Consider the following 19884-nt stretch of genomic DNA (forward strand, 5'->3'; position numbering starts at 1 on the left):
CTCAGTTCTCCGACGGCCCCGGGTCGGCGGCACCGTCACGACTGTCGATCTCGGTCAGAATCTCCGGTCCCAGCATGGTGACGTCGCCCGCACCCATGGTCAGCACGATGTCACCGGGACGTGCCAATTCCGCCGTCAGGGGCGCTACCTCGGTGATCGAGGGCTCGTAGTGCACCCGTTCGGGGGGCAACGGCACCGCATCGGCGATCAGTCGGCCGGAAACCCCCGGCTGCGGCTGTTCACGGGCACCGTACACGTCGAGCACCACCACTTCGTCGGCCTCGGCCAGCGCCGCACCGAACTCGTCGGCGAACGCGGCGGTACGGGAGAACAGGTGCGGCTGAAAGGCGACGACGATCCTGCCGGAATCCACTTCGGTACGAGCGGCGCGCAGCTGGGCCCGGACCTCGGTGGGATGGTGCGCGTAGTCGTCGTAAACCCGCACACCGTCGGCTCTTCCCTTGAACTCGAAACGACGCCGAACCCCGCCGAACGCGGCCAGGCCGTCCAGCAACTCGCCGGTGTCGGCCCCGAGTTCGATCCCCGCCAGCAGCGCGGCGACCGCGTTCGCCGCCATGTGCTCCCCGGGGACCGACACGTACAGTTCCACGGCACCGCTTCCGTCCAGGATCAGTTCCGTCGAACCACCACCGTGCCGCGGTGCGTAGGAGACGATGCGGGCGTCGTCCGCCCCTTCCACGGCAGTGCCGTAACGGCGTACTCGCACCCCCGCGCGTTCGGCTCGGTCGGCCAGCGCGGCGGCGCCCGGATCGTCGGTTCCGGCGATGAGCACCCCGCCCGGCTCGATCCGCTCCACGAACTTCTCGAACACCTCGACGTAGGCCTCGGTGGTTCCGTGGTGGTCGAGATGGTCCGGCTCCACGTTGGTGACCACCGCCACCGAGGGGGAGAACACCAGGAAGGAACCGTCGCTCTCGTCCGCCTCCGCGACGAACAGTCCGCCCTCGCCGTGGTGCGCGTTCGCCCCGGAGTCGTTGAGATCACCGCCGATGGCGAACGACGGGTCGAGTCTGCAGTGCTGCAGCGCCACCGTGAGCATGGAGGTGGTGGAGGTCTTGCCGTGCGTCCCGGTCACACACGCCACCCGGTGATCCCGCATCAGCGCGGCCAGTGCCTCGGCACGGCCGAGCACCGGGACACCTCGGCGACGTGCCTCGGCCAGCTCCGGGTTCTCGGCCTCGATGGCCGTGGAGATCACCACGGCGCTCGGCCCCGATCCGAGTTGGTCCAGGTTCGGACCGTCGTGTCCGATCGCGACGGCGGCCCCCTGGGTACGCAGCGCGAGCACGGTTCTCGAATCGCGGGCATCCGAGCCCGACACCTTCCTCCCCCGGGCCAGCAGGATGCGGGCGATACCACTCATCCCCGCCCCGCCGATGCCGATCAGATGCACCCGGGACAGCAGATCGTCGGTGGTGGCGGGAGAACCCTCCGAAAGTGTCTCCCGCGACTGCCTGCCATCCTCATCGTCGTTCACGCCCCGGCCACCTCCAGCGTGGTCTCGGCCAGCACCCGGTCCGCCTCGCGATGCCCGGTACTCAGCGTCGCGCGGTTCATTCGTGCCAGCCCTTCGGAATCACCTGCCAACGGCAGTATCTCATCGATGACACGCTGCGGTGTCAGTTCCGCGTCGGAAATCAGTTTCGCGCCCCCCGCGGTGACCACGGGTTGCGCGTTGAGGGCCTGCTCACCGTTGCCGTGCGGTAGCGGCACGAACACGGCGGGGAGCCCCACCGCGGACACCTCGGCCACCGTCATCGCACCCGAGCGGCACACCACCAGATCGGCCGCCGCGTACGCCAGATCCATCCGCTCCAGGTAGGGCACCGGCACGTAGGGCGGCGCTCCGGGAAGCTCCCGCACCGCCACCGTGTTCTTGGGCCCGTGTGCGTGCAGCACACCGATACCGGCCCTGCCCAACTCGTCGGAGGCCCCCGAGAACGCGGTGTTGAGTGTCTGCGCACCCTGCGAACCACCGAAGACCAGGACGGTCGGCGCGTCGGGACGCAGCCCGTAGTGCGCGCGGGCCTGGGCGCGCAGCGAGGCACGGTCCAACGTGGTTATCGACTCGCGCAGGGGTATTCCGATGGTGCGCGCACCGGGTAAGCCACTGTCCGGCACGGCCGCCAGCACTTCCCTGGCGAAGCGGGCCCCCACCTTGTTGGACAGCCCGGCTCGCGCGTTCGCCTCGTGAACGACGATCGGAACTCGGCCACGGGCTCCCAGATAGGCGGAGAGGGAGACATAGCCGCCGAAACCGACGACCACGTCGGCGCCCACGCGTTCCAGCACCTCGCGGGTACGACGTACCGAATCGCGGACCTTCGAGGGCATCCTGAGCAGCTCGGGACTGGCCTTGCGCGGCATCGGCACCGGTGGGACCAGTTCCAACGGGTAGCCGCGTGCGGGCACGATGTCGGTCTCCAGTCCGCGTTCCGTACCGAGAGCCACCACACTGGCGTCCGGACGCAGCCTGCGGACCGCGTCGGCCAACGCCATCGCGGGCTCGATGTGGCCTGCTGTACCACCACCCGCCACGACGACCGTGGGGCCCCGACGTCGCGGCGAACCGGCGCCGGTCTCCCCCGCGGGAGACGGTGCTCCACCTCGACCGCTCGGGTCACCCGGTTGCTGCGTGTTCAACGAAGTCCTCCTTGGTTTCTGGATCGCGCACCGCTGGGCCGGGTGGCGATTCGGGGTGATCGGTGGTGGCGGTCCGGTGACTCACGGCACCGGATCCGTTTCACGTGAGCTTGTCATGCCCCTCGAACGGCTCCCGGCGGCCGTCGGTGGGAACCGCTCGTTCCGGCGGTTTCCGGCTCATCGTGGGGATCCGGAACGTCGTTGTCCGCTCGGCGTCCGCCGTTTTCCGGGATTCGGCCCCTCGGAACGGTTCTTCTTACCGGACGGCTTGGCGGGCTGCGGCCTGCGCGGATTGGCCGCGCCGGCGGGACGTCGCGAGGCGGGAGGCCGATAGGGCGAGGGAGTGGGCAACCTGAGCAGCTTGCCGATCTTGCCCGGGCCGAGCGAGCGCAGCGCCGAGATGGCCTCGGGTTCGTGTCTGGCGAAGTTGGCCAGCAACCCGAAAACGACCATGGTGGTCACCACCGAGCTTCCCCCCGAGGAGATCAACGGTAGCGGCAGTCCGGTGACCGGCAGCAGTCCCACCACGTAACCGATGTTGATCGCGGCCTGCCCCACCAACCACATGGTGAGCGTGGCGGAGACCAGCTTGATCCACGGATCGGTGTTGCGAGCGGCGATCCGCATCCCCACGTAGGCGACGGTACCGAACAACAGCAGCACGGAAGCGCACCCCACGAACCCCAGTTCCTCGCCCAGCACGGCGAAGATGAAGTCGTTGTCCGCTTCGGGCAGGTACTGCCACTTGGACCACCCGCGTCCGATTCCCTCACCGAACATGCCGCCGTCGGCAAGCGCCAACAGCGCCTGGGTCGCCTGAAAACTCTTGTCGTCGTTGCCGCTTCCGGAGTCGAAGAACGAGGTAACCCGGGTTATCTGGTAGCGGAAGAGGAAGATCAGGGCAAGCATGCCGGTGACGGCACCGAGCACCAGGGCGCTGAACAGCCGCAACGGTGCACCCGCGAACCACAGCAGCGCCAGCAGCACGATGCCGAGCGTCACCGTGGAGCCGAAATCGGGCTGCATCATCACCAGGGCGAACATCAACAGCGCCGCGGGGAGCACCGGCACCAGCAGATGGCGGTACTGGCCGAGCAGAGCCCGTTTGGTGACGAGCACGTGAGCCCCCCAGAGCGCGAGCGCGATCTTGGCGGGCTCCACCGGTTGGAACGAGACCGGCCCCAGTCGGAACCAGCTCTGCGCACCGTTGTTCTCGTAGCCCAACCTGGTCAGCACCAGGGACAGCAGCACCAGGCACACCAACAGGAACACGTGGCTGAACCGGCGCAGCATCCAGACCGGCATTCGCATGGCCACGTAACAGCAGACCGCCCCGGCGAGGCAGTGCAGCAGGTGCTTCAGGAAGACGCTGTAGGAGGACCCCTGCTGGCTGAAGGACTCCACGCTGGAGGCCGACAGCACCATCACCATTCCGAAAGCCGTCAGCAGCCCGAACGCCGCGAGTAACAGGTGGAACGAGGCCAGCGGTCTGGTCAACCAGGAAGTCAGCGCGGAACTGATCCCGCGCAGACCGTCCGCGACCCCCTGTGTGCCTCGTCCACGAGTCCCGCTCGTGTTCCGGGCTGCCACAGCTGCCTCACCCCCTGGGATGTTCGGCCGGTTCCGTCCCCGGTTCCGCCCGCACGGCACGTACCGCTGCCGCGAATTCCCGCCCACGATGGGCGTAGTCGGTGTACATGTCCATGGACGCCGCGGCCGGTGCCAGCACGACGGCGGTCCCCGACGTCGCGTAGTCGTTGGCCGACCGCACGGCCTCCGACATGGCGGCTTCCCGTCGCGTGGGGATACCGACCACCGGCACGTCCGGGGCGTGTCTGCGCAGCGCCTCGGCTATCGACTCCTGATCAGTACCGATCAGCACCGCCGCACGCAACCGGTGGGCGTGCTGCCGGACCAGCTCGTCGACCTCGGCTCCCTTCAGGAGTCCACCCGCGATCCATACCACGTCCCGATGCGCACCGAGCGCGGCCGATGCGGCGTGTGGGTTCGTCGCCTTGGAATCGTCGACGTAGACAATTCCCCCCGACCGGGCGACCACGACGGAACGATGCTCTCCGGGAGCGAACTCGCGGAGCCCTTCGGCACAGGCTGTCGCGGACACCCCGCACGACCGGGCCAGCGCGCAGGCGGCGAGTGCGTTGGCGAGATTGTGCTCACCCACCTGCCGGACATCGGCCACCGTGGCCAGCGACACCGGTGCGGCTTCGGCCGAGAGGGAAACCCCGTCCGGGCCGAACGCGCGGTCGAGCAGTTCCTCGTCCCGCACTCCCAGCTGACCGGGTTCGGGCTCACCCAGCGTGATCCCGACCCGTCTCGCGGCGGAGTGCTCGGTGACGAGCTCGCGGGAGGCGGGGTCGTCCGCGTTGTAGACCGAAACCGAGTTCCCGCCGTACACCTTGCCCTTGGCAGCGCCGTAGGCGCGCAGCGAGCCGTGCCAGTCCAGGTGGTCCTCGGCGAGATTGAGGATGACCCCGGTGTCGGGTGAGAAGGTGTTCGACCAGTGCAGTTGAAAACTCGACAGTTCCACCGCCAGCACACGATGGCCCGCGCGGACGGCGTCCACGGCGGGAAGTCCCACGTTGCCGCAGGCCACCGCGTCCATGCCCGCCGCACGCAGCACCGACTGCAGCATTCCGACGGTGGTGGTCTTACCGTTGGTCCCCGTAACGGCCAGCCAGTGGGCGGGCCGTGCGGAAGCCCGGTCGAGACGCCAGGCGAGCTCGATCTCGCTGATCACTTCGATCCCAGCGGCCTCAGCGGCCGTCAGCAGCGGTGCGTCGGGGCGCCAGCCGGGACTGGTGACCACGAGATCGGTAGCGCTCGGGGGCTCGGTGAGACCGACGACGAGTTCGGCTCCCCGCATCCGTGGTCCGGCCAGTTCGGCCAGCCGCTCCTCGGAGGCGTCCGTGACGGTGACACTCGCTCCCTCGGCCAGCAGCGCCTCGGCGGCCGATCTGCCGGAAACCCCCGCTCCGGCGACCAGGATCCGCGTCCCCACCTTGCTCATGACCTCACCAAAGATCCTCGTGACTGCCGTGTCGTTCATCGGGCCGCCGGGACGTGCCCGGAGCACGGCGGCTGCCGGCTCCGGAGGAACACGTCCCGGCGGGAACACCGGGCATCAGCTCGGTACCAGTGCCAACCAGTCGGCGTAGAACAGCCCGACACCGAACAGGCAGCTGATCGCTGCCAGTATCCAGAACCGGATGATAACCGTGGTCTCCGCCCAGCCGGCGAGTTCGAAGTGGTGGTGGAACGGGGCCATCCGGAACAGTCTGCGCCGCGAGGTGCGGAAGACCACGATCTGCAGCACGACGGAGAGCGCCTCCACCACGAACAGACCGCCGATGACGATCATCAGCAGTTCCGTTCGGGTCGTCATGGAGAGACCGGCCACGAGTCCACCGATCGCGAGCGAACCGGTGTCGCCCATGAAGATCTTGGCAGGAGCGGCGTTCCACCAGAGGAAACCCACACAGGCTCCCATCGCGGCGGCGGCCACCACCGCGACGTCGAGCGGGTCACGCACCTGGTAGCAGGCCGGCCCGGGGTCGTCCAACAGCGCACAGGAGTTGCGGAACTGCCAGAACCCGATCAGCACGTAGCTGGCCAGCACCATCGCCGCGGTACCACCCGCGAGTCCGTCCATGCCGTCGGTGAAGTTCACCGCGTTGGACCAACCGCTGATCGCGACGTAGGCGAAGATCACGAAGCCGATGACGCCGAACGAGACCACGCTGATGTCGCGGATGAACGACAGGTGCGCGGAGGCGGGCGTGATGCCGTTCTGGTCCTTGAACTGCAGGGCCAGAATCGCGAACAGCACCGAGGCGACCATCTGCCCCACGAGCTTGGCCGTCTTGTTGAGCCCGAGGTTGCGGCGCTTGCGGATCTTGATGAAGTCGTCCAGGAAACCGACGAAGCCCAGCACGGTGGTCAGGCCGAGCACCAGCAGGGCCGTGACGCTGGGAAACGCTTCGGAGACGGTGAGGTGTGTGGCCAGATAGCCCGCCCACATGGCGACGAGGATCGCCATACCACCCATGGTCGGTGTTCCCCGCTTGGCCGAGTGGGACTTCTGCACCTCCTCACGGATCTCCTGGCCGAACCCCTGCTTGGAAAAGACCCGGATGAGGTACGGGGTGAACAGAATCGAGACGACCAGCCCGACGGCGGCCGCGATCAGAATGTGCTTCACGTCGTACCACCGTCCCGTCCGGTGGAGCCCTCCGCCGAACCGGGCGCCGCGGGAACCAGCTCCTCGGCGACCCGCCACAGCGCCGCGGCGTTCGAGGCCTTGACCAGCACGACGTCGTCGGGCCGCAGCTGCTCGCGCAACAATGCGAGGGCAGCGTCCACATCGGGCACCAGAACCGATTCCTCTCCCCAGGAGCCCTCCAGCGCGGCTCCCTGATGCATGGCACGTGCCTGGTCACCCACCACCACGAGGCGATCGATGTTCAGCCGCACGGCCAGGCGTCCTATCTCGTCGTGCTCCTCGGGACCGGCGTCGCCGAGTTCACCGAGCGCGCCGAGTACCGCCCATCCGCTGCCGGGACGGTCGTGCGTCATGGCCGCCAATGCTTTCAACGCGGCCCGCACGGACTCGGGATTGGCGTTGTAGGCGTCGTTGATCACGGTCACCCCGTCCGGGGTGGTGGTGACCTCCATCCGCTTTCCGGACAGCTGTTCGATCCCGTTCAACCACTCGGCGATGTCCTCGGTCGCGGCTCCGAGCTCGAACGCCACGGCAGCCGCGGCCAGTGCGTTGCCGACGTGGTGCTCACCGTGCAGCGGCAACCGCACCCGGGCCTGGCCGTCGGGAGTGATCAGGGTGAAACGCGGCCGGGCGAGCTCGTCCACCTCGACGTCGTCGGCTCGCACCGAGGCGTGGGGGTGTTGCCCGAAACGAAGCACCCGCGCCCGGGTGCGCTCGGCCATGGCCGAAACGACCGGGTCGTCGGCGTTGAGCACCGCCACTCCGCCTTCGGCAGCGCTCGGCAGGGCCTCGACGAGCTCGCCCTTGGCCTGTGCCACCGCCTCCCTGGATCCGAACTCGCCGAGATGTGCGCTGCCGACGTTGAGCACCGCCCCGATCCGGGGCGGAGCGGACTCGCAGAGCTCCGCGATGTGCCCCATACCGCGCGCGGAGAGCTCCAGCGCCAGGTATTCGGTTCGTTCGTCGGCGCGCAGCACCGTCCACGGATGCCCCAGCTCGTTGTTGAACGAACCGGGGGGAGCCACGGTGGGCCCCATCCGCTCGAGCAGTTGCGCGATCATGTCCTTGGTCGAGGTCTTGCCGGACGAACCGGTCACTCCCACGACCGTGAGTTGGTTCGCGAGTTTGTCCACGACCAAACGGGCGAGCCGGGCCATGGCCACCAGAACCGCTGCTCCGGAGCCGTCCTCGTCGGCCGCGAGCGCCATCGCGCGGGACCGCTCCGCCGAACCGACGGCGGGCACGATCACCGCGGGAGCCGCGACCTCCCTGGCGGCCAGCACCGCGACGGCACCGTCGGAGACCGCCTGCTCCGCGAACCGGTGACCATCGACCTGCTCGCCCGGCATCGCCACGAACAGCCCACCGGGCCGAATCTTCCTGGAATCGAATTCGACGGCCGCGGTGACGACCTCGCTGCCATCGGCGCGGTGCAGCCTGCCACCGACCGCCCCAGCTACCTCGTCGAGGCTGAGCCGGATCACCTTGCCTCCTCGTCACTTCCCCGCTGGTTGTCGGGGATCCGACCAGCGGGGACGGTTTCCGTCCCTTGCGGACTCCCGAGTCGTTCACGCAGTGCCGCGGCGAGCTCGTCGCGATCGGAGAACGGGTGAACCACACCCGCCACTTCCTGACCGGTTTCGTGCCCCTTACCGGCGACCACGACGACGTCACCGCCGGCTGCGCGCCGTACCGCTTCCACGATGGCCGCACGCCGATCACCGATCTCGTGGGATTCGGCCCGCTCGGACTTCGCGACCCGAGTGGTTCCCTCGAGCACGGCGGCACGGATCCGCGCGGGATCCTCACTACGGGGATTGTCATCGGTCACTATCAGAACGTCGGCCCGCTGGGCTGCCGTGGCTCCCATGACGGGACGTTTGGCCGTGTCCCTATCACCGCCACAACCGAGCACGACGATCACCTTCCCCGCCGCCTGGGAGCGTGCGGCTTCCAGCACAGCGCCGACGGCTCCCGGCTTGTGGGAGTAGTCGACCACCGCCGCGAAGTCCTGTCCCAGCGCGACACGCTCCATGCGTCCCGGAACGTCCACCTCACCGAGCCCGTTCGCGATATCGGCGTACTCGACACCGACGGCTCGTGCCATCGCGGTGGCCAACAGTGCGTTGGCGATGTTGAACGAGCCCGGCAGCCGCAGCTCGACCTCGGTGCGGGCGCCGTCGGGAGCGTTGACGGTGAACCGCTGCGCACCGGTGGTGCTGGTGACCACATCGGTGGCCGTCCAGTCCGCGGTGCCCTGCGTGGCCACCGTGACGGTTTCCGGCCCGACCAGCCTGGAGCCCCACTCGGTGTCGGTGCACACCACCTCCCGAGCGCAGCGACCATCGAACAGCATCGCCTTGGCCGCGAAGTAGTCCGCCATGTCGCGGTGGAAGTCCAGGTGTTCGCTGGAGAGGTTGGTGAAACCGCCCACGGCGAACCGCAGCCCAGCAACCCTGCCCAGCACGAGGGCGTGACTGGACACCTCCATGACCACGTGGGTGACTCCCCCTTCGAGCATCACCGCCAGCAGTGCCTGCAGGTCGGGGGCCTCCGGGGTGGTGAACGCGCTTTCCAGCCGGGTACCGGCCAGCCGGGTCTCGACGGTCCCGATCAGGCCGGTGACCAGCCCGGCCGACCGCAGCGCCGACTCGATCAGATAGCTCGTGGTCGTCTTGCCCGAGGTCCCTGTCACACCGAGTACCGACAACCCGTCGGCGGGACGACCGTAGACCTCGGCGGCGAGCTCACCGAGCACACCGCGCGGATCCGAGTGAACCAGCAGCGCGACCTCACCGCGCGACACGGCGGGGTGCCGCAGCAGCTCGGGGTGAGCGGCCCCCGCCTCGTCGGTGAGGACCGCCCGGGCACCCGCATCCAGCGCGGTGGCCGCGTGCTCGGCACCGTGCGTTCTGGCGCCCCGCAACGCGGCGAAGACATCACCCGGCCGTACGTGCTGGGCACGCAGCGTCACTCCGGCCACCTCGACGGACGCGGCGGCTGATTCCGGGGTCTCGGCGGGACGAACGACACGGGCACCGATCGAGTCGGCTAACTCCTCGACACGTACCGGCTCGACACGCGAGGGACGTGGCGGAGAACTCGCAACCGGGGAAGGCACGGGAAAAAGGTTACCGGTACCGCTCCACGGAGCAGCTTTACGGTAGGCAGGTGCGTCGCGAGGTGGTCTCGCCTGCTCGAACGGTTTTCACTCGTTCGAGTGAAGAACTGTTCCTTCCCCACGAATGACCACCGCCAGCTCGCCGCCCGACTCACGTCGCCGCCCGACTCGCGCGGTCGGTCCGACCTCTCCGGGACGTCGTGGTGGCTATCTCACCCGCAGCGTCATCTCCGGAGCCGGTTCGCCGGACAGCGGGATGTCGTACCGACGTGTCAGATCAGCCGCGACGTCGTGGAACAGCGGGGCGGCGGTGAGATGCCCCCTGTCGGGATCGTCGATCATGATTCCGATCACGTACCTCGGGTTGTCGGCGGGCAGCATCCCCGCGAAGGTCGCCCAGTGCTGCGAGTTGCTGTAACAGTCGCACTCGGGATCGGGCTGCTGCGCCGTCCCCGTCTTGCCGGAGACCTGGTAACCGGCCAGCGCGGCCCGCGGCGCGGTGCCACGTTGTCCCCGCTCGTCCTGCACGACCGCGCGCAGCATGTTCTTGACCGTGTCGGCGGTTCGCTCGCTGACGACGCGAACCCCTTGCGGTGCGGACCGCTGGTGCTCCTGGCCGTCCGGCCCGATGGTCGAGTCGACCACCCGCGGCGGGATCCGCACACCGTCGTTGGCGATGGCCTGGTACATCCCGGCCATCTGCAACACTGTCATGGACAGTCCCTGGCCGATCGGCAGATTGGCGAACCGGGTGTCCGACCACTGCTTGGTCGGCGGTACGACCCCGGAGCTCTCGCCGGGAAGGGCGATGCCGGTCTCACTACCCAGCCCGAACTTCTTCACCAACTCGCCGAAGCGATCCTTGCCCAGCCGCTTCGCCGTCATCAGGGTCCCCACGTTGGACGACTTGGCGAGCACTCCGGTGAACGTGAGCGGTAGGGTGCCGTGCTGCCAGGCGTCCCTGACCGTGGCACCACCCATCTCGATCTTCGACGGCACGCGCAGCACACTGTCGGGCCGCATGATCCCGTGCTCGATGGCCCCGGCGGCCGTGATGATCTTGTTCACCGAACCGGGTTCGTAGGGAGTGGTGACCGCCGGGTTGCTCAGGTGGCGAGAGGCACGACTGCCCTGCGAGGGATCGGCGGAGAGATCGGAGTTGGCCAGAGCACGCACCTCGCCGGTCCGCGAGTCCAGCACGACCGCGCTTCCCCCCTCCGCGCCGACATCCCGAACGTAGGAGTCGAGTTTCCGATCGAGCACGAACTGCAGGTCCGAGTCGACGGTCAGCCGGACGTCCGAGCCCGGCTCCGCCGGTCGGATGGTGCGTTTGGTGCCGGGGATGACGAGTCCGGTGCTTATGCGAGCGGTGTGGGAGATCCGAAGACCGTCCTCACCGGAGAGCGTGCCGTCCAGCGAGCTCTCGAGACCCACGTTCCCCAGGATCTTGTTCTTGCCCTTGCGCCAGGAAGCGGAACCGACGATACCGGCGCCCACCGATCCGGCCGGGTACTGCCGGACCGCTCGGTACTCGGTACCGATCTGCGGGTACTTGTCGTGGATCTCGCGGGCGACCGCGGGATCGATCAACGAGCCGAAGTAGAGGAACTGCTCGCCCGAGAACAACGCCCGCAGGGTTTCCCGTTCACTCACCCTGCCGTTGGTCACCTTGTCGATGTAGGCGGCGATCTCCCGCTTCTTCTCCGGACCGCTCGGCGCTTCGGGATTGTCCGACTCGCGCTGCTGCTGATCCAGCAGCTTCGGATTGGCGTAGAGCTTGCGGGACTCGCTGCTGAAGGCGAGCACTCTGCCCTCGGAGTCCAGGATGGAACCACGCTGCGCGGGGATCGTGGTCTTGGTGAGCAACTGGTCGTCGGCCCGTTCGGACAGCGCGCTCGCCTCGAATCCCTGCACCACGACCAGTTTCACCCCGGCTGATACCAGGGCCAGAACCAGCAACATCCGGCCGATACCGAACCGCCGCCTGTTGGAGGCCACTCCGAAGCGAGATTTGCGCGGACCACGTCGCCGAGCCGCGGAACCGCCGCCACGAGCGAGCTTGGCGCCGCTCGCGGCCGTCCCACGCCGCGGCGCCCGCTTCGAACGATTGGCCTGGCGGGGCTTGGCGCCCTGCCGATCCCGAGAAGCCATGTCTGTCACCCCACCGACGCTTCGTTCGACGACGATTGCTCGGAGCCGTCCGGAGGCTCTTCCCGCCGCCGCGGCGGTCGTTGACCGGACGAGTCACCGCCATCGGCGTGTTCCCCGTTCCCCTCCGGTTCGCTGTCCTCCCCCTGCGGCGCGGACTCGGGTGCCTCGGCCGGTCGCGGTTCACCGACCACTCTGATCGATCCGTCAGGCTGCCGCACCAGATGCGCGACCTCGGACACCGGGACCATGTTCATCCGCTCGGCCCGGCGTCTGATCTCGGAGATCGAACTCATCCTGCTCACCGAACGCAACAGGTCCTCCTTGCGTTCGGACAGGGCCTGGACACGCTGCTTGGACTCCTGCATGTGGTACGAGTTGCCCACCGCGGCGATGGAGAGCCACAGCGTTGCCACGATTCCCGTGACGAGCACGACCACCACCGTGCTCACGAACGGAACCCGGGAGGTGGCGATCCGCTCGCTCAGCGACAACAGGGTTTTCCTGCCGGAACGCAGCAACCCGGACCCCAGCAACACCTCTCGTGCGGAGGGCTCGTGCGATCCGGTGGCACCGCCGCTCGTCGCCGATCGTCGCTGCTTCCCGGAGGAAGGGGTTCGCTCCGAGGAACGGCGGCCACGTTCCTGCTTGCGTTCGTAGGCGCGTTCGCCCGAGGAGGATCGGACGTGCATCCGCCGGTTCGCGCGAGCGCTTCCCTTGGAATCGGTACGGTTGTCGGTACGCTGCCGCCTCCCGCGGCCGTTGCCGCCGGACTGGTCACCGCCCCGTGCGGCTGCCGTCATGGCGTCTCCTCGATCCGCTCGGCCGCGCGCAGCCGCACCGAGCTCGCTCTGGGATTGGCGGCCGCCTCCGTCTCGTCGGCGAACTCGGCACCACGCGTGAGCAGCCGCAGCTGTGGTCCGTGACCGGGAAGCTCGACCGGCAGGTCGACCGGGGTACGCGATTTGGCCCGTTCGGCGAAGACCCGCTTGACGGCCCGGTCCTCAAGGGAGTGGTAGGACAGCACCACGATGCGACCACCGCCGCTGAGCGCGTCGACGGCCGCTGGAAGAGCCCGTCGCAGCACCTCGAGCTCACCGTTGACCTCGATGCGAAGTGCTTGGAAGGTCCGTTTGGCCGGATGGCCGCCGGTCCGCCTGGCCGCGGCGGGAACGCTGTCGTAGATCAACCGCACCAGCCGCGCGCTGTTGTCGAACGGCTCGACTTCACGAGCCCGCACGACTTCCGACGCGATTCTGGCGGCGAACTTCTCCTCGCCGTACTCCCGAAGTATCCGGATCAGTTCGGCGCGCGAAGCGGTGTTGAGCACGTCGGCGGCTGTCCGGCCGGTGGTGGTGTCCATGCGCATGTCCAGTGGCGCGTCCCTGGCGTAGGAGAAACCGCGTTCGGACTCGTCGAGCTGCAGCGAGGAGACACCGAGGTCGAACAGGACACCGTCGAGCTCGGACATCCCCTGTTCGGCAAGGATCTCGTCCAGTTGATCATCCACCCCGTGCACCAGCCGCACACGTTGCCCGTATTCCGCGAGGCGCTGCCGAGCCAACCGGAGGGCCTCCGGGTCACGATCCACGCCGATCACGGTCACGTCGGGAAACGCACGCAACAACGCCTCGGTGTGTCCCCCCATGCCGAGTGTGGCATCCAGCACCGTGGTTCGGCGGTCCCGCAACACGGGTTCGAACAACTCCACGGTTCGTTCCAACAGGACGGGAAGATGCCGCTGCTGTGCCGCTTCCGGACCGGGCTTCCCCTCGGTGAATTCCCGCTCGTGTTCGGCAGCGGGTTCGGGGTTGTCTGGCACGCTGGCCTTTCCTTCCTGTTCCGATCGGATCGTGCCGGGCGGGACGGCGATTCACGAGAAATGTTCACGATCCCGGGCGAAGCGATCGGCTCCTCCCGGCCGCCCCGAGCTGTCCGACTCGGCCACCGGAACAACGCACCGGAGACCGGCCGGGGCGACGAGCTCACGAAGCGGAACGCGGTGCGGCACCGCGGCCGAGTGTCGGTCCCCGACGTCTTCGAACCCGTGACCACGACCGGCGAGACTCATCGGAAACCACCCCCCGCGGACCGGAAACCGGGCCAATTCGGCCGGGACCCCCGGAAGCCACCCCTCGCGGGACCACCGGCGCGAATCCCGCACGGCGCGATCACCCCGCCTGTTCGATTCCACCGGAACGGCGAAATCGAAAATCCCCACTCGGGGGGCCACATTACCCCACCCCTCTTAACCGTCAACCGGAAACGCCGGGCCACACGGCGCTCCGGAGGGAAGCGGCTCGGGGTTCGCGGTCGCCGCTGCCGCGTGGAGCGCAGACGAGAGACCCCACCCTCACACGGGCGTTGGCTCACGGCGGGGACCTCGTGGCGAGTTGTACGCACACTCACCACTTACATCGGGTCTGAGAGACTTCCGGCGAGGTGCGCGGCAACACCGCGAACGGCCGTGGACACCCCGACCGCGGTGGCACGGGTCCACTCGTGGCAGCAAGTCCGGCTGTGACGATCCGCGCGGAACGGTATCTGGAGGTTTGTTGAGGCCGGAGAGGAACACGGCGAACGGCGCAGCGCCCACCACGGCCGGCAGCGAGACGGCGTGGAGCCCGGCGGGCGAGAACACGCCTGACATCCCGCACGACGTCCCCATCGAGTGGATGCACGACACGTTGCGACGCATCACCACCAACGTGGAAAGCGTGCTGGTCGGGAAGCCCGAAGTGGTCCGGCTCGCCATGGTGACGCTGCTGGCGCGCGGACATCTGCTCGTGGAGGACGTGCCCGGCGTGGGCAAGACCTCGTTGGCCAAGGCACTCGCACGTTCCGTGGACTGCACCGCCAGCAGGATCCAGTTCACCCCTGACCTGCTGCCGAGCGATGTCACCGGGGTGTCGATCTACAACCGCGGCACCGAGAAGTTCGAGTTCCGGGAAGGGCCGGTGTTCGCGAACATCGTGGTCGGTGACGAGATCAACCGGGCCTCACCGAAAACCCAGTCGGCACTGCTGGAATGCATGGAGGAGAACCAGGTAACCGTGGACGGCCACAGTTACGAGCTGGGGATCCCGTTCATGGTCATAGCCACCCAGAACCCGGTCGAGCTGGAGGGCACCTACACCCTTCCCGAAGCGCAGCGCGATCGGTTCACCTGCAAGATCTCCATCGGGTACCCGGACCCCACCGCGGAGTTGGCGATGGTCGACGAACGCGCCGCCTCCGATCCGCTGGACAAGCTGGAACCCGTCACCGACGCCGCCGAAGTGGCCGAGCTGCTGGCGGCGGTGGGCGGGATCCACGTCGCGGTCGAGGTGCGCCGCTACGCGATCGACCTGGTGGCGGCCACTCGCGATCTGGCCGAGCTGCGACTGGGAGCGTCCCCACGAGCCACCCTGCAGCTGATCCACGCGGCCCGGGCACAGGCCGCCATCGAGGGACGGGAGTTCGTCATTCCCGACGACATCCAGGCCGTGGCCGTGCCGGTACTCGCACACCGACTGGTGCTCAGCGGCGAGGCCCGCGCGGCGCGGCAGAGCGGATCCGACCTGATCGGGCAACTGCTGGATCGAGTACCGGTACCGCGCGGCACCGAGCAGCTCCGGCGACGGTGATCCCGTGTTGTCCGGCTTGACCATCCGTGGTCGGTGCCTGCTGGCCGCGGCCGTCGCATCGGCGATCTGCTCGTTGGTTCTCGACGAGCGCGACCTGCTCCGAGTGGCGGTGTTCCTCGCCGCGCTGCCGTTGCTCGCCGCTGCCTTCGCGGCACGTGGCGGAAGGAGACTCACGGCACGGCGTGAGCTAAAACCGTGGCGGACCGAGGTCGACACCCCCACCACCGTACGGCTGTGGTTGAGCTCCCGCTCCGGCACGCCGGTCGGTGCGACGGAGCTGACCGACAGCGTTCCGAGCACCCTGGGCGGCGATGCGTACCGAGCACTCGACCGGTCTCCGGGACGCGGCGGAACGACCGTGGAGTACACGATCCACGCCGAGCTCCGGGGAGTGCACCGGATCGGGCCGTTGCGCTGCCGCTCGGGAGATCCGTTCGGGCTCTCGGCCTTCGACAGGGAACTCCTGAACACGACCCGGTTGACCGTCGTACCGCGCGTATTCGAGTTGACCGGGCTGCCCGCCGGATTCGGCACCGGAACCGGGGAGCCCGGTTCCGGCAGGGCCCGCGCCGGTGAGGGTACCGATGACAGCACAGTGCGGGAGTACCGGCAGGGTGACGACATCCGCAGGGTGCACTGGAAGACGACGGCACGACGCGACGAGCTGATGGTCCGTACCGAGGAACGCCCGGAACGAGGCGGGACGACCGTACTGCTCGACCAGCGGGCCACCGCGCATCGCGGGGTGGGCAAACACTCCAGTTTGGAATGGGCGGTTTCCGCGGCGGCGAGCATATGCGCCCATCTGTACGACAGCGATCGGCGGCTACGACTGGTGGGCGCGGGAGGGGATCCGATACCGGGCGACGAGCGTTCGAGCAGCCGGCTCGGCGTCGAAGCGGACGAGGCGCTCCTGCTGGAGGCGCTGGCGGCGCTGCAACCCTCCGGCAGGCGTGATCTCGCCGGAGGTGAGGATCCGGCACGTGGGCAGGACCTGATGGCGGTACTGGGGCGCACGACTCTCGCTGGCGCCGACGAGCTGGCCTCACTTCGTCCCGCGGGTGCGCGCAGTCTGGCGCTGCTGTTGAACGTGGCGGGGTGGAACACCGACGGGAAGGAGAATGGCCAGTCGGCTGTGGCACGACGACTGCGCGGCGCGGGCTGGACAGTCACCACGGTCGACGGACCGACGACTCCGATACCACGCGTGTGGGAGAGCCTTTGCGAACAGACCGTTTCCCCGGACATCGCGCGGATGGACCGATGAACCGGACCGAAAGCAGCCGTCGCTCCACCACCGGTGTACTCGCCCTGCTGGCCGTACTGCTGACCTCCACCTCCTTTTCGGTTGTGCTCGCCGACTGGAGGTGGTTCCCGCCCGCCGTGATGACGGCCACGGCCGTGGCCGGAACCGGAATCGCGCTCCGCATGAGGCGTGACTCGTGGTGGGGGCTGCCGGTGCAGTTCGCCACGCTGCTCGTGATGCTCACGGCGCTGTTCGGCGACCACGGTGTTCTCGGGCTGGTTCCCACTCCCACTACCTTCGGGGAGTTCTCGAACCTGCTCGGCGAAGCGGTCGAAGTGATCCGTACCGGGATACCGCCCGTCCCGGCGGAGACCGACATAGTGGCTCTGATCTGTTCGGGGATCGGAGCGGTCATGATCCTGGTTGATCGGATCGCCGTCACCTGCCGCGCACCGGCCGTGGCCGGGCTGGTGCTGCTGTGCGTGTTCGCGATCCCCGCGTCACTGGCCGATCGGATGTTGCCGTGGTGGGTTTTCGTGGGCAGTGCTCTGGGGTTCGCCGCCCTGCTGCCGCTCGGAGTGGGAATCCCGCGATCGGGACGTGGAGATGGGGTTTCCGCTCGGCGGATCTCCGAGGCCGTCACCGTCACGGCCATGGCCTCCGTATTCGGTTTGCTGGCGGGCGCGGTCTTCACCGGGGTGGGGACGCAAGGCAGGATTCCGGGGGCCGACCGGAACCCGACAGCACCGGACACCGGCGAGATCGGACTGCGCCCGTTCACCTCGTTGCGTGGTCAACTGACACGCGACGAGGAAGTGGAGCTGTTCCGGGTGGAGGGATTGCCGAGGGAAACCTACCTGCGTGCGATGACGCTGAGTCGTTTCGAACCGGAGCAGGGCTGGCGACTCGGCAGGCTCTCCGAAGGCGTTCCCGTAGAGGGCCGTCTTCCCATGCCTCCCGGAACGGAGCGGTCGACGGCAGCCCCGAAACGGATCGAGATCGAGCCGGTGGGCTACCGCGATGCCTGGTTACCGGTGTTCGGGGTACCCAGCCAGGTTTCCGGTATAGGTGACGACTGGCGTTACGATCCCGATTCCGGAATGGTTTTCACTCGGGAGACCGACGACACCGAAAGCTACACCGAACTGGCCGTCCTCCCCGACCCGAGCAAGGCGGAGCTACGGACCTCCTCGGGGAACTCCTCGGTCGATCGGGCCTATCTCGCCACCAGCGGTGCCGGGAAACGAGTACGCGAGCTGGCGCGGCGCATAACGGCGAACGCCGACAACCGGTTCGACAAGGCCCTCGCGTTGAACAACCATTTCACCGATCCGGCGAACGGTTTCAGCTACGAACTGCGGACAGCGCCGGCTTCCTCGCACAGTGCGCTGGACGACTTCCTGTTCCGGGGCAAACGGGGTTATTGCGAGCAGTTCGCCTCCGCCATGGCGGTACTGCTGCGGGAGGTCGGCATTCCTTCCCGCGTCGCGGTCGGGTTCACCTCGGGACGGACCCGGGGCGACGAACGCGTGATCACCACCGAGGACGCGCACGCATGGGTGGAAGCGCACTTTCCCGGCCACGGCTGGGTGACCTTCGATCCGACCCCGCTGGCGGACGGCCGCGGTTCCACCCCTTCGTACCTCGATCCCACCGCGACCCAACAGGACGAGGAAGGGGAGACCACCGCCACGAGTGAGCGGACCACGAACCCCACCCGGCGGAACGACGGGACACAGCACCAGGGGGATCCGCGAGCGGGTTCGGGGGATTCGGCAGAATCCGGCATACCGATCGGTATACTGCTGCTCGGCGGCACGACACTGGCGATACTGGTGGCGGGTACCGGCACGCCCGCGGCGCTGCGGGCGCTGCGGAGCGGAAGAAGATCGAGTCTGATAGCCACGGGTGGCCTCGGAGCGGCCGAGAACGCGTGGCGGGAACTGCTCGACGAAGCCACGGACCGGGGCGAACTCACCCCACCGGGCGAAACTCCGCGTCGTACCGCCGACCGGATCAGCGGGAAGTACGAGATGTCCGCCGAACAGCGGGGAGCCTGGCACGAACTGGCGAGCGCCGTGGAGCGGGAAAGGTACGGCCCGCCGGGGCGGCGTGAGACCGCGTCACCGCTCGAGATCCTGCACCGGGCCAGAGCGGGCCTGCGGGCGGCCAGACCCCTCGGGTTCCGGGAACGGCTGCTGCCGAAGTCGGTACTGCGGCTGCCCGCGCGTCGAAACTCCACCGCACGTCGCTGAGAGCCGCTCGAACGGCGGCCGAACACGGAAACGCCCGGATCACATCGTGACCCGGGCGTACCCAGCTCCGCTCGGGTACGGCGAGCGCCGTCCCCGAGTCTCACGTGAGCACTACCTCTCGAAGCGCTTCCGGAAACGGTCCTCCATTCGCTGCGTCAGGGAGTTCCGCTCCCCCGCCCTGCGCTTCGCACCGGAAGAACCATCACCGCCGTCACCCGACTGCGACTCCGGGTCCTCCGCACTACCGCGCATGGCGAACAGAATGATCACTGCTCCGCCGAACATCACGAGGAAGCCGACCACGCTCACAATGGGTATCCCGGCTGCAGTGACCGGAATAACCACGCCGAGCACCAGTAGGATCAACCCCAGCACGAACACGGCGGCGCCTTGCAGGCGACGCCGCCTGGAGGGTCGATGCAACCGCCCTCCACGCACGTTGGAGGCGAACTTGGGATCCTCGGCGTAGAGCGCGCGCTCGATCTGATCGAGCATTCGCTGCTCGTGCTCGGAGAGTGGCATGGCTCCTCCTCCGGCACACTAGTTCGTGTCACCGGAGCCCCACTCACTTCGTTTCACGAAGC

Annotated in this window: 14 protein-coding genes; 3 read left to right on the forward strand and 11 right to left on the reverse strand. The window is 68.3% G+C overall.

Translation table 11 applies throughout. From position 1 onward, the window contains the following. Position 1: 1 nt before the first annotated feature. The 10 genes from murC to rsmH all read right to left on the reverse strand — a co-directional run bounded on the left by murC (position 2) and on the right by rsmH (position 13995). Entirely contained in the window at positions 2-1384 is a 1383-nt protein-coding gene (murC, locus tag BM394_RS11635; protein ID WP_425427658.1) for a UDP-N-acetylmuramate--L-alanine ligase, read from the reverse strand. Positions 1385-1494: 110 nt separating this feature from the next. Continuing rightward, a complete protein-coding gene (gene murG / locus BM394_RS11640; RefSeq protein WP_092977601.1) occupies positions 1495-2664 on the reverse strand; it encodes an undecaprenyldiphospho-muramoylpentapeptide beta-N-acetylglucosaminyltransferase in 1170 nt (389 codons plus the stop codon). A gap of 177 nt (positions 2665-2841) precedes the next feature. Then, positions 2842-4254, reverse strand: coding sequence for a putative lipid II flippase FtsW (gene ftsW / locus BM394_RS11645; RefSeq protein WP_092977603.1), 1413 nt, complete (start codon positions 4252-4254; stop codon positions 2842-2844). 7 nt (positions 4255-4261) lie between these two features. After that, on the reverse strand, positions 4262-5692 hold the full coding sequence (gene murD, locus BM394_RS11650) for a UDP-N-acetylmuramoyl-L-alanine--D-glutamate ligase (protein ID WP_092977605.1): 1431 nt from the start codon (positions 5690-5692) through the stop codon (positions 4262-4264). A gap of 114 nt (positions 5693-5806) precedes the next feature. Then, the gene (gene mraY / locus BM394_RS11655) at positions 5807-6883 is read right to left on the reverse strand and encodes a phospho-N-acetylmuramoyl-pentapeptide-transferase (RefSeq protein ID WP_092977862.1); all 1077 of its coding nucleotides are present in this window, start codon (positions 6881-6883) and stop codon (positions 5807-5809) included. After that, a complete protein-coding gene (locus BM394_RS11660) occupies positions 6880-8388 on the reverse strand; it encodes a UDP-N-acetylmuramoyl-tripeptide--D-alanyl-D-alanine ligase (protein WP_092977607.1) in 1509 nt (502 codons plus the stop codon). Before BM394_RS11660 ends, mraY begins: the two co-directional genes overlap by 4 nt. Then, positions 8385-10025, reverse strand: coding sequence for a UDP-N-acetylmuramoyl-L-alanyl-D-glutamate--2,6-diaminopimelate ligase (locus BM394_RS11665; protein ID WP_092977609.1), 1641 nt, complete (start codon positions 10023-10025; stop codon positions 8385-8387). The genes BM394_RS11660 and BM394_RS11665 overlap by 4 nt, the downstream gene beginning before the upstream one ends. A 207-nt stretch (positions 10026-10232) precedes the next feature. Then, positions 10233-12176: a peptidoglycan D,D-transpeptidase FtsI family protein gene (locus BM394_RS11670; protein ID WP_092977611.1), complete on the reverse strand. Its 1944-nt coding sequence runs from the start codon at positions 12174-12176 to the stop codon at positions 10233-10235. Between the two features lie 5 nt (positions 12177-12181). Beyond that, positions 12182-12976, reverse strand: a complete 795-nt coding sequence (ftsL, locus tag BM394_RS11675) for a cell division protein FtsL (protein WP_092977613.1) — start codon at positions 12974-12976, stop codon at positions 12182-12184. Continuing rightward, positions 12973-13995 carry a 16S rRNA (cytosine(1402)-N(4))-methyltransferase RsmH gene (gene rsmH, locus BM394_RS11680; RefSeq protein ID WP_092977615.1) on the reverse strand — a complete coding sequence of 341 codons (1023 nt, stop codon included), beginning with the start codon at positions 13993-13995 and terminating at the stop codon, positions 12973-12975. Before rsmH ends, ftsL begins: the two co-directional genes overlap by 4 nt. 826 nt (positions 13996-14821) lie before the next feature. Between rsmH and BM394_RS11690 the strand changes: the two genes are divergently transcribed. Genes BM394_RS11690 through BM394_RS11700 form a run of 3 tightly spaced genes read left to right on the forward strand, consistent with a single transcriptional unit; the run spans position 14822 to position 19300 of the window. Beyond that, entirely contained in the window at positions 14822-15799 is a 978-nt protein-coding gene (locus BM394_RS11690; RefSeq protein ID WP_342752680.1) for an AAA family ATPase, read from the forward strand. A gap of 4 nt (positions 15800-15803) precedes the next feature. Then, positions 15804-17066 (forward strand): DUF58 domain-containing protein, encoded by a 1263-nt coding sequence (locus BM394_RS11695; protein ID WP_092977619.1) that lies wholly within the window; start codon positions 15804-15806, stop codon positions 17064-17066. Next, the gene (locus BM394_RS11700) at positions 17063-19300 is read left to right on the forward strand and encodes a transglutaminase TgpA family protein (protein WP_092977621.1); all 2238 of its coding nucleotides are present in this window, start codon (positions 17063-17065) and stop codon (positions 19298-19300) included. Before BM394_RS11695 ends, BM394_RS11700 begins: the two co-directional genes overlap by 4 nt. Before the next feature lie 111 nt (positions 19301-19411). On the opposite strand, the gene BM394_RS11705 is transcribed toward BM394_RS11700, so the two are convergent. Further along, positions 19412-19822 carry a DUF3040 domain-containing protein gene (locus tag BM394_RS11705; protein ID WP_092977623.1) on the reverse strand — a complete coding sequence of 137 codons (411 nt, stop codon included), beginning with the start codon at positions 19820-19822 and terminating at the stop codon, positions 19412-19414. Between the last annotated feature and the right edge of the window lie 62 nt (positions 19823-19884).

It is taken from the genome of Actinopolyspora lacussalsi subsp. righensis (assembly GCF_900116555.1).
GTDB lineage: Bacteria > Actinomycetota > Actinomycetes > Mycobacteriales > Pseudonocardiaceae > Actinopolyspora > Actinopolyspora lacussalsi.

Bases quoted from the DNA above. Each gene is read 5' to 3' on its own strand.
- murC (WP_425427658.1), bottom strand. From the start codon at position 1,384: ATGAGTGGTATCGCCCGCATCCTGCTGGCCCGGGGGAGGAAGGTGTCG.
- murD (WP_092977605.1), bottom strand. From the start codon at position 5,692: ATGAGCAAGGTGGGGACGCGGATCCTGGTCGCCGGAGCGGGGGTTTCC.
- BM394_RS11670 (WP_092977611.1), bottom strand. From the start codon at position 12,176: ATGGCTTCTCGGGATCGGCAGGGCGCCAAGCCCCGCCAGGCCAATCGT.
- ftsL (WP_092977613.1), bottom strand. From the start codon at position 12,976: ATGACGGCAGCCGCACGGGGCGGTGACCAGTCCGGCGGCAACGGCCGC.
- BM394_RS11700 (WP_092977621.1), top strand. From the start codon at position 17,063: ATGAACCGGACCGAAAGCAGCCGTCGCTCCACCACCGGTGTACTCGCC.
- BM394_RS11705 (WP_092977623.1), bottom strand. From the start codon at position 19,822: ATGCCACTCTCCGAGCACGAGCAGCGAATGCTCGATCAGATCGAGCGC.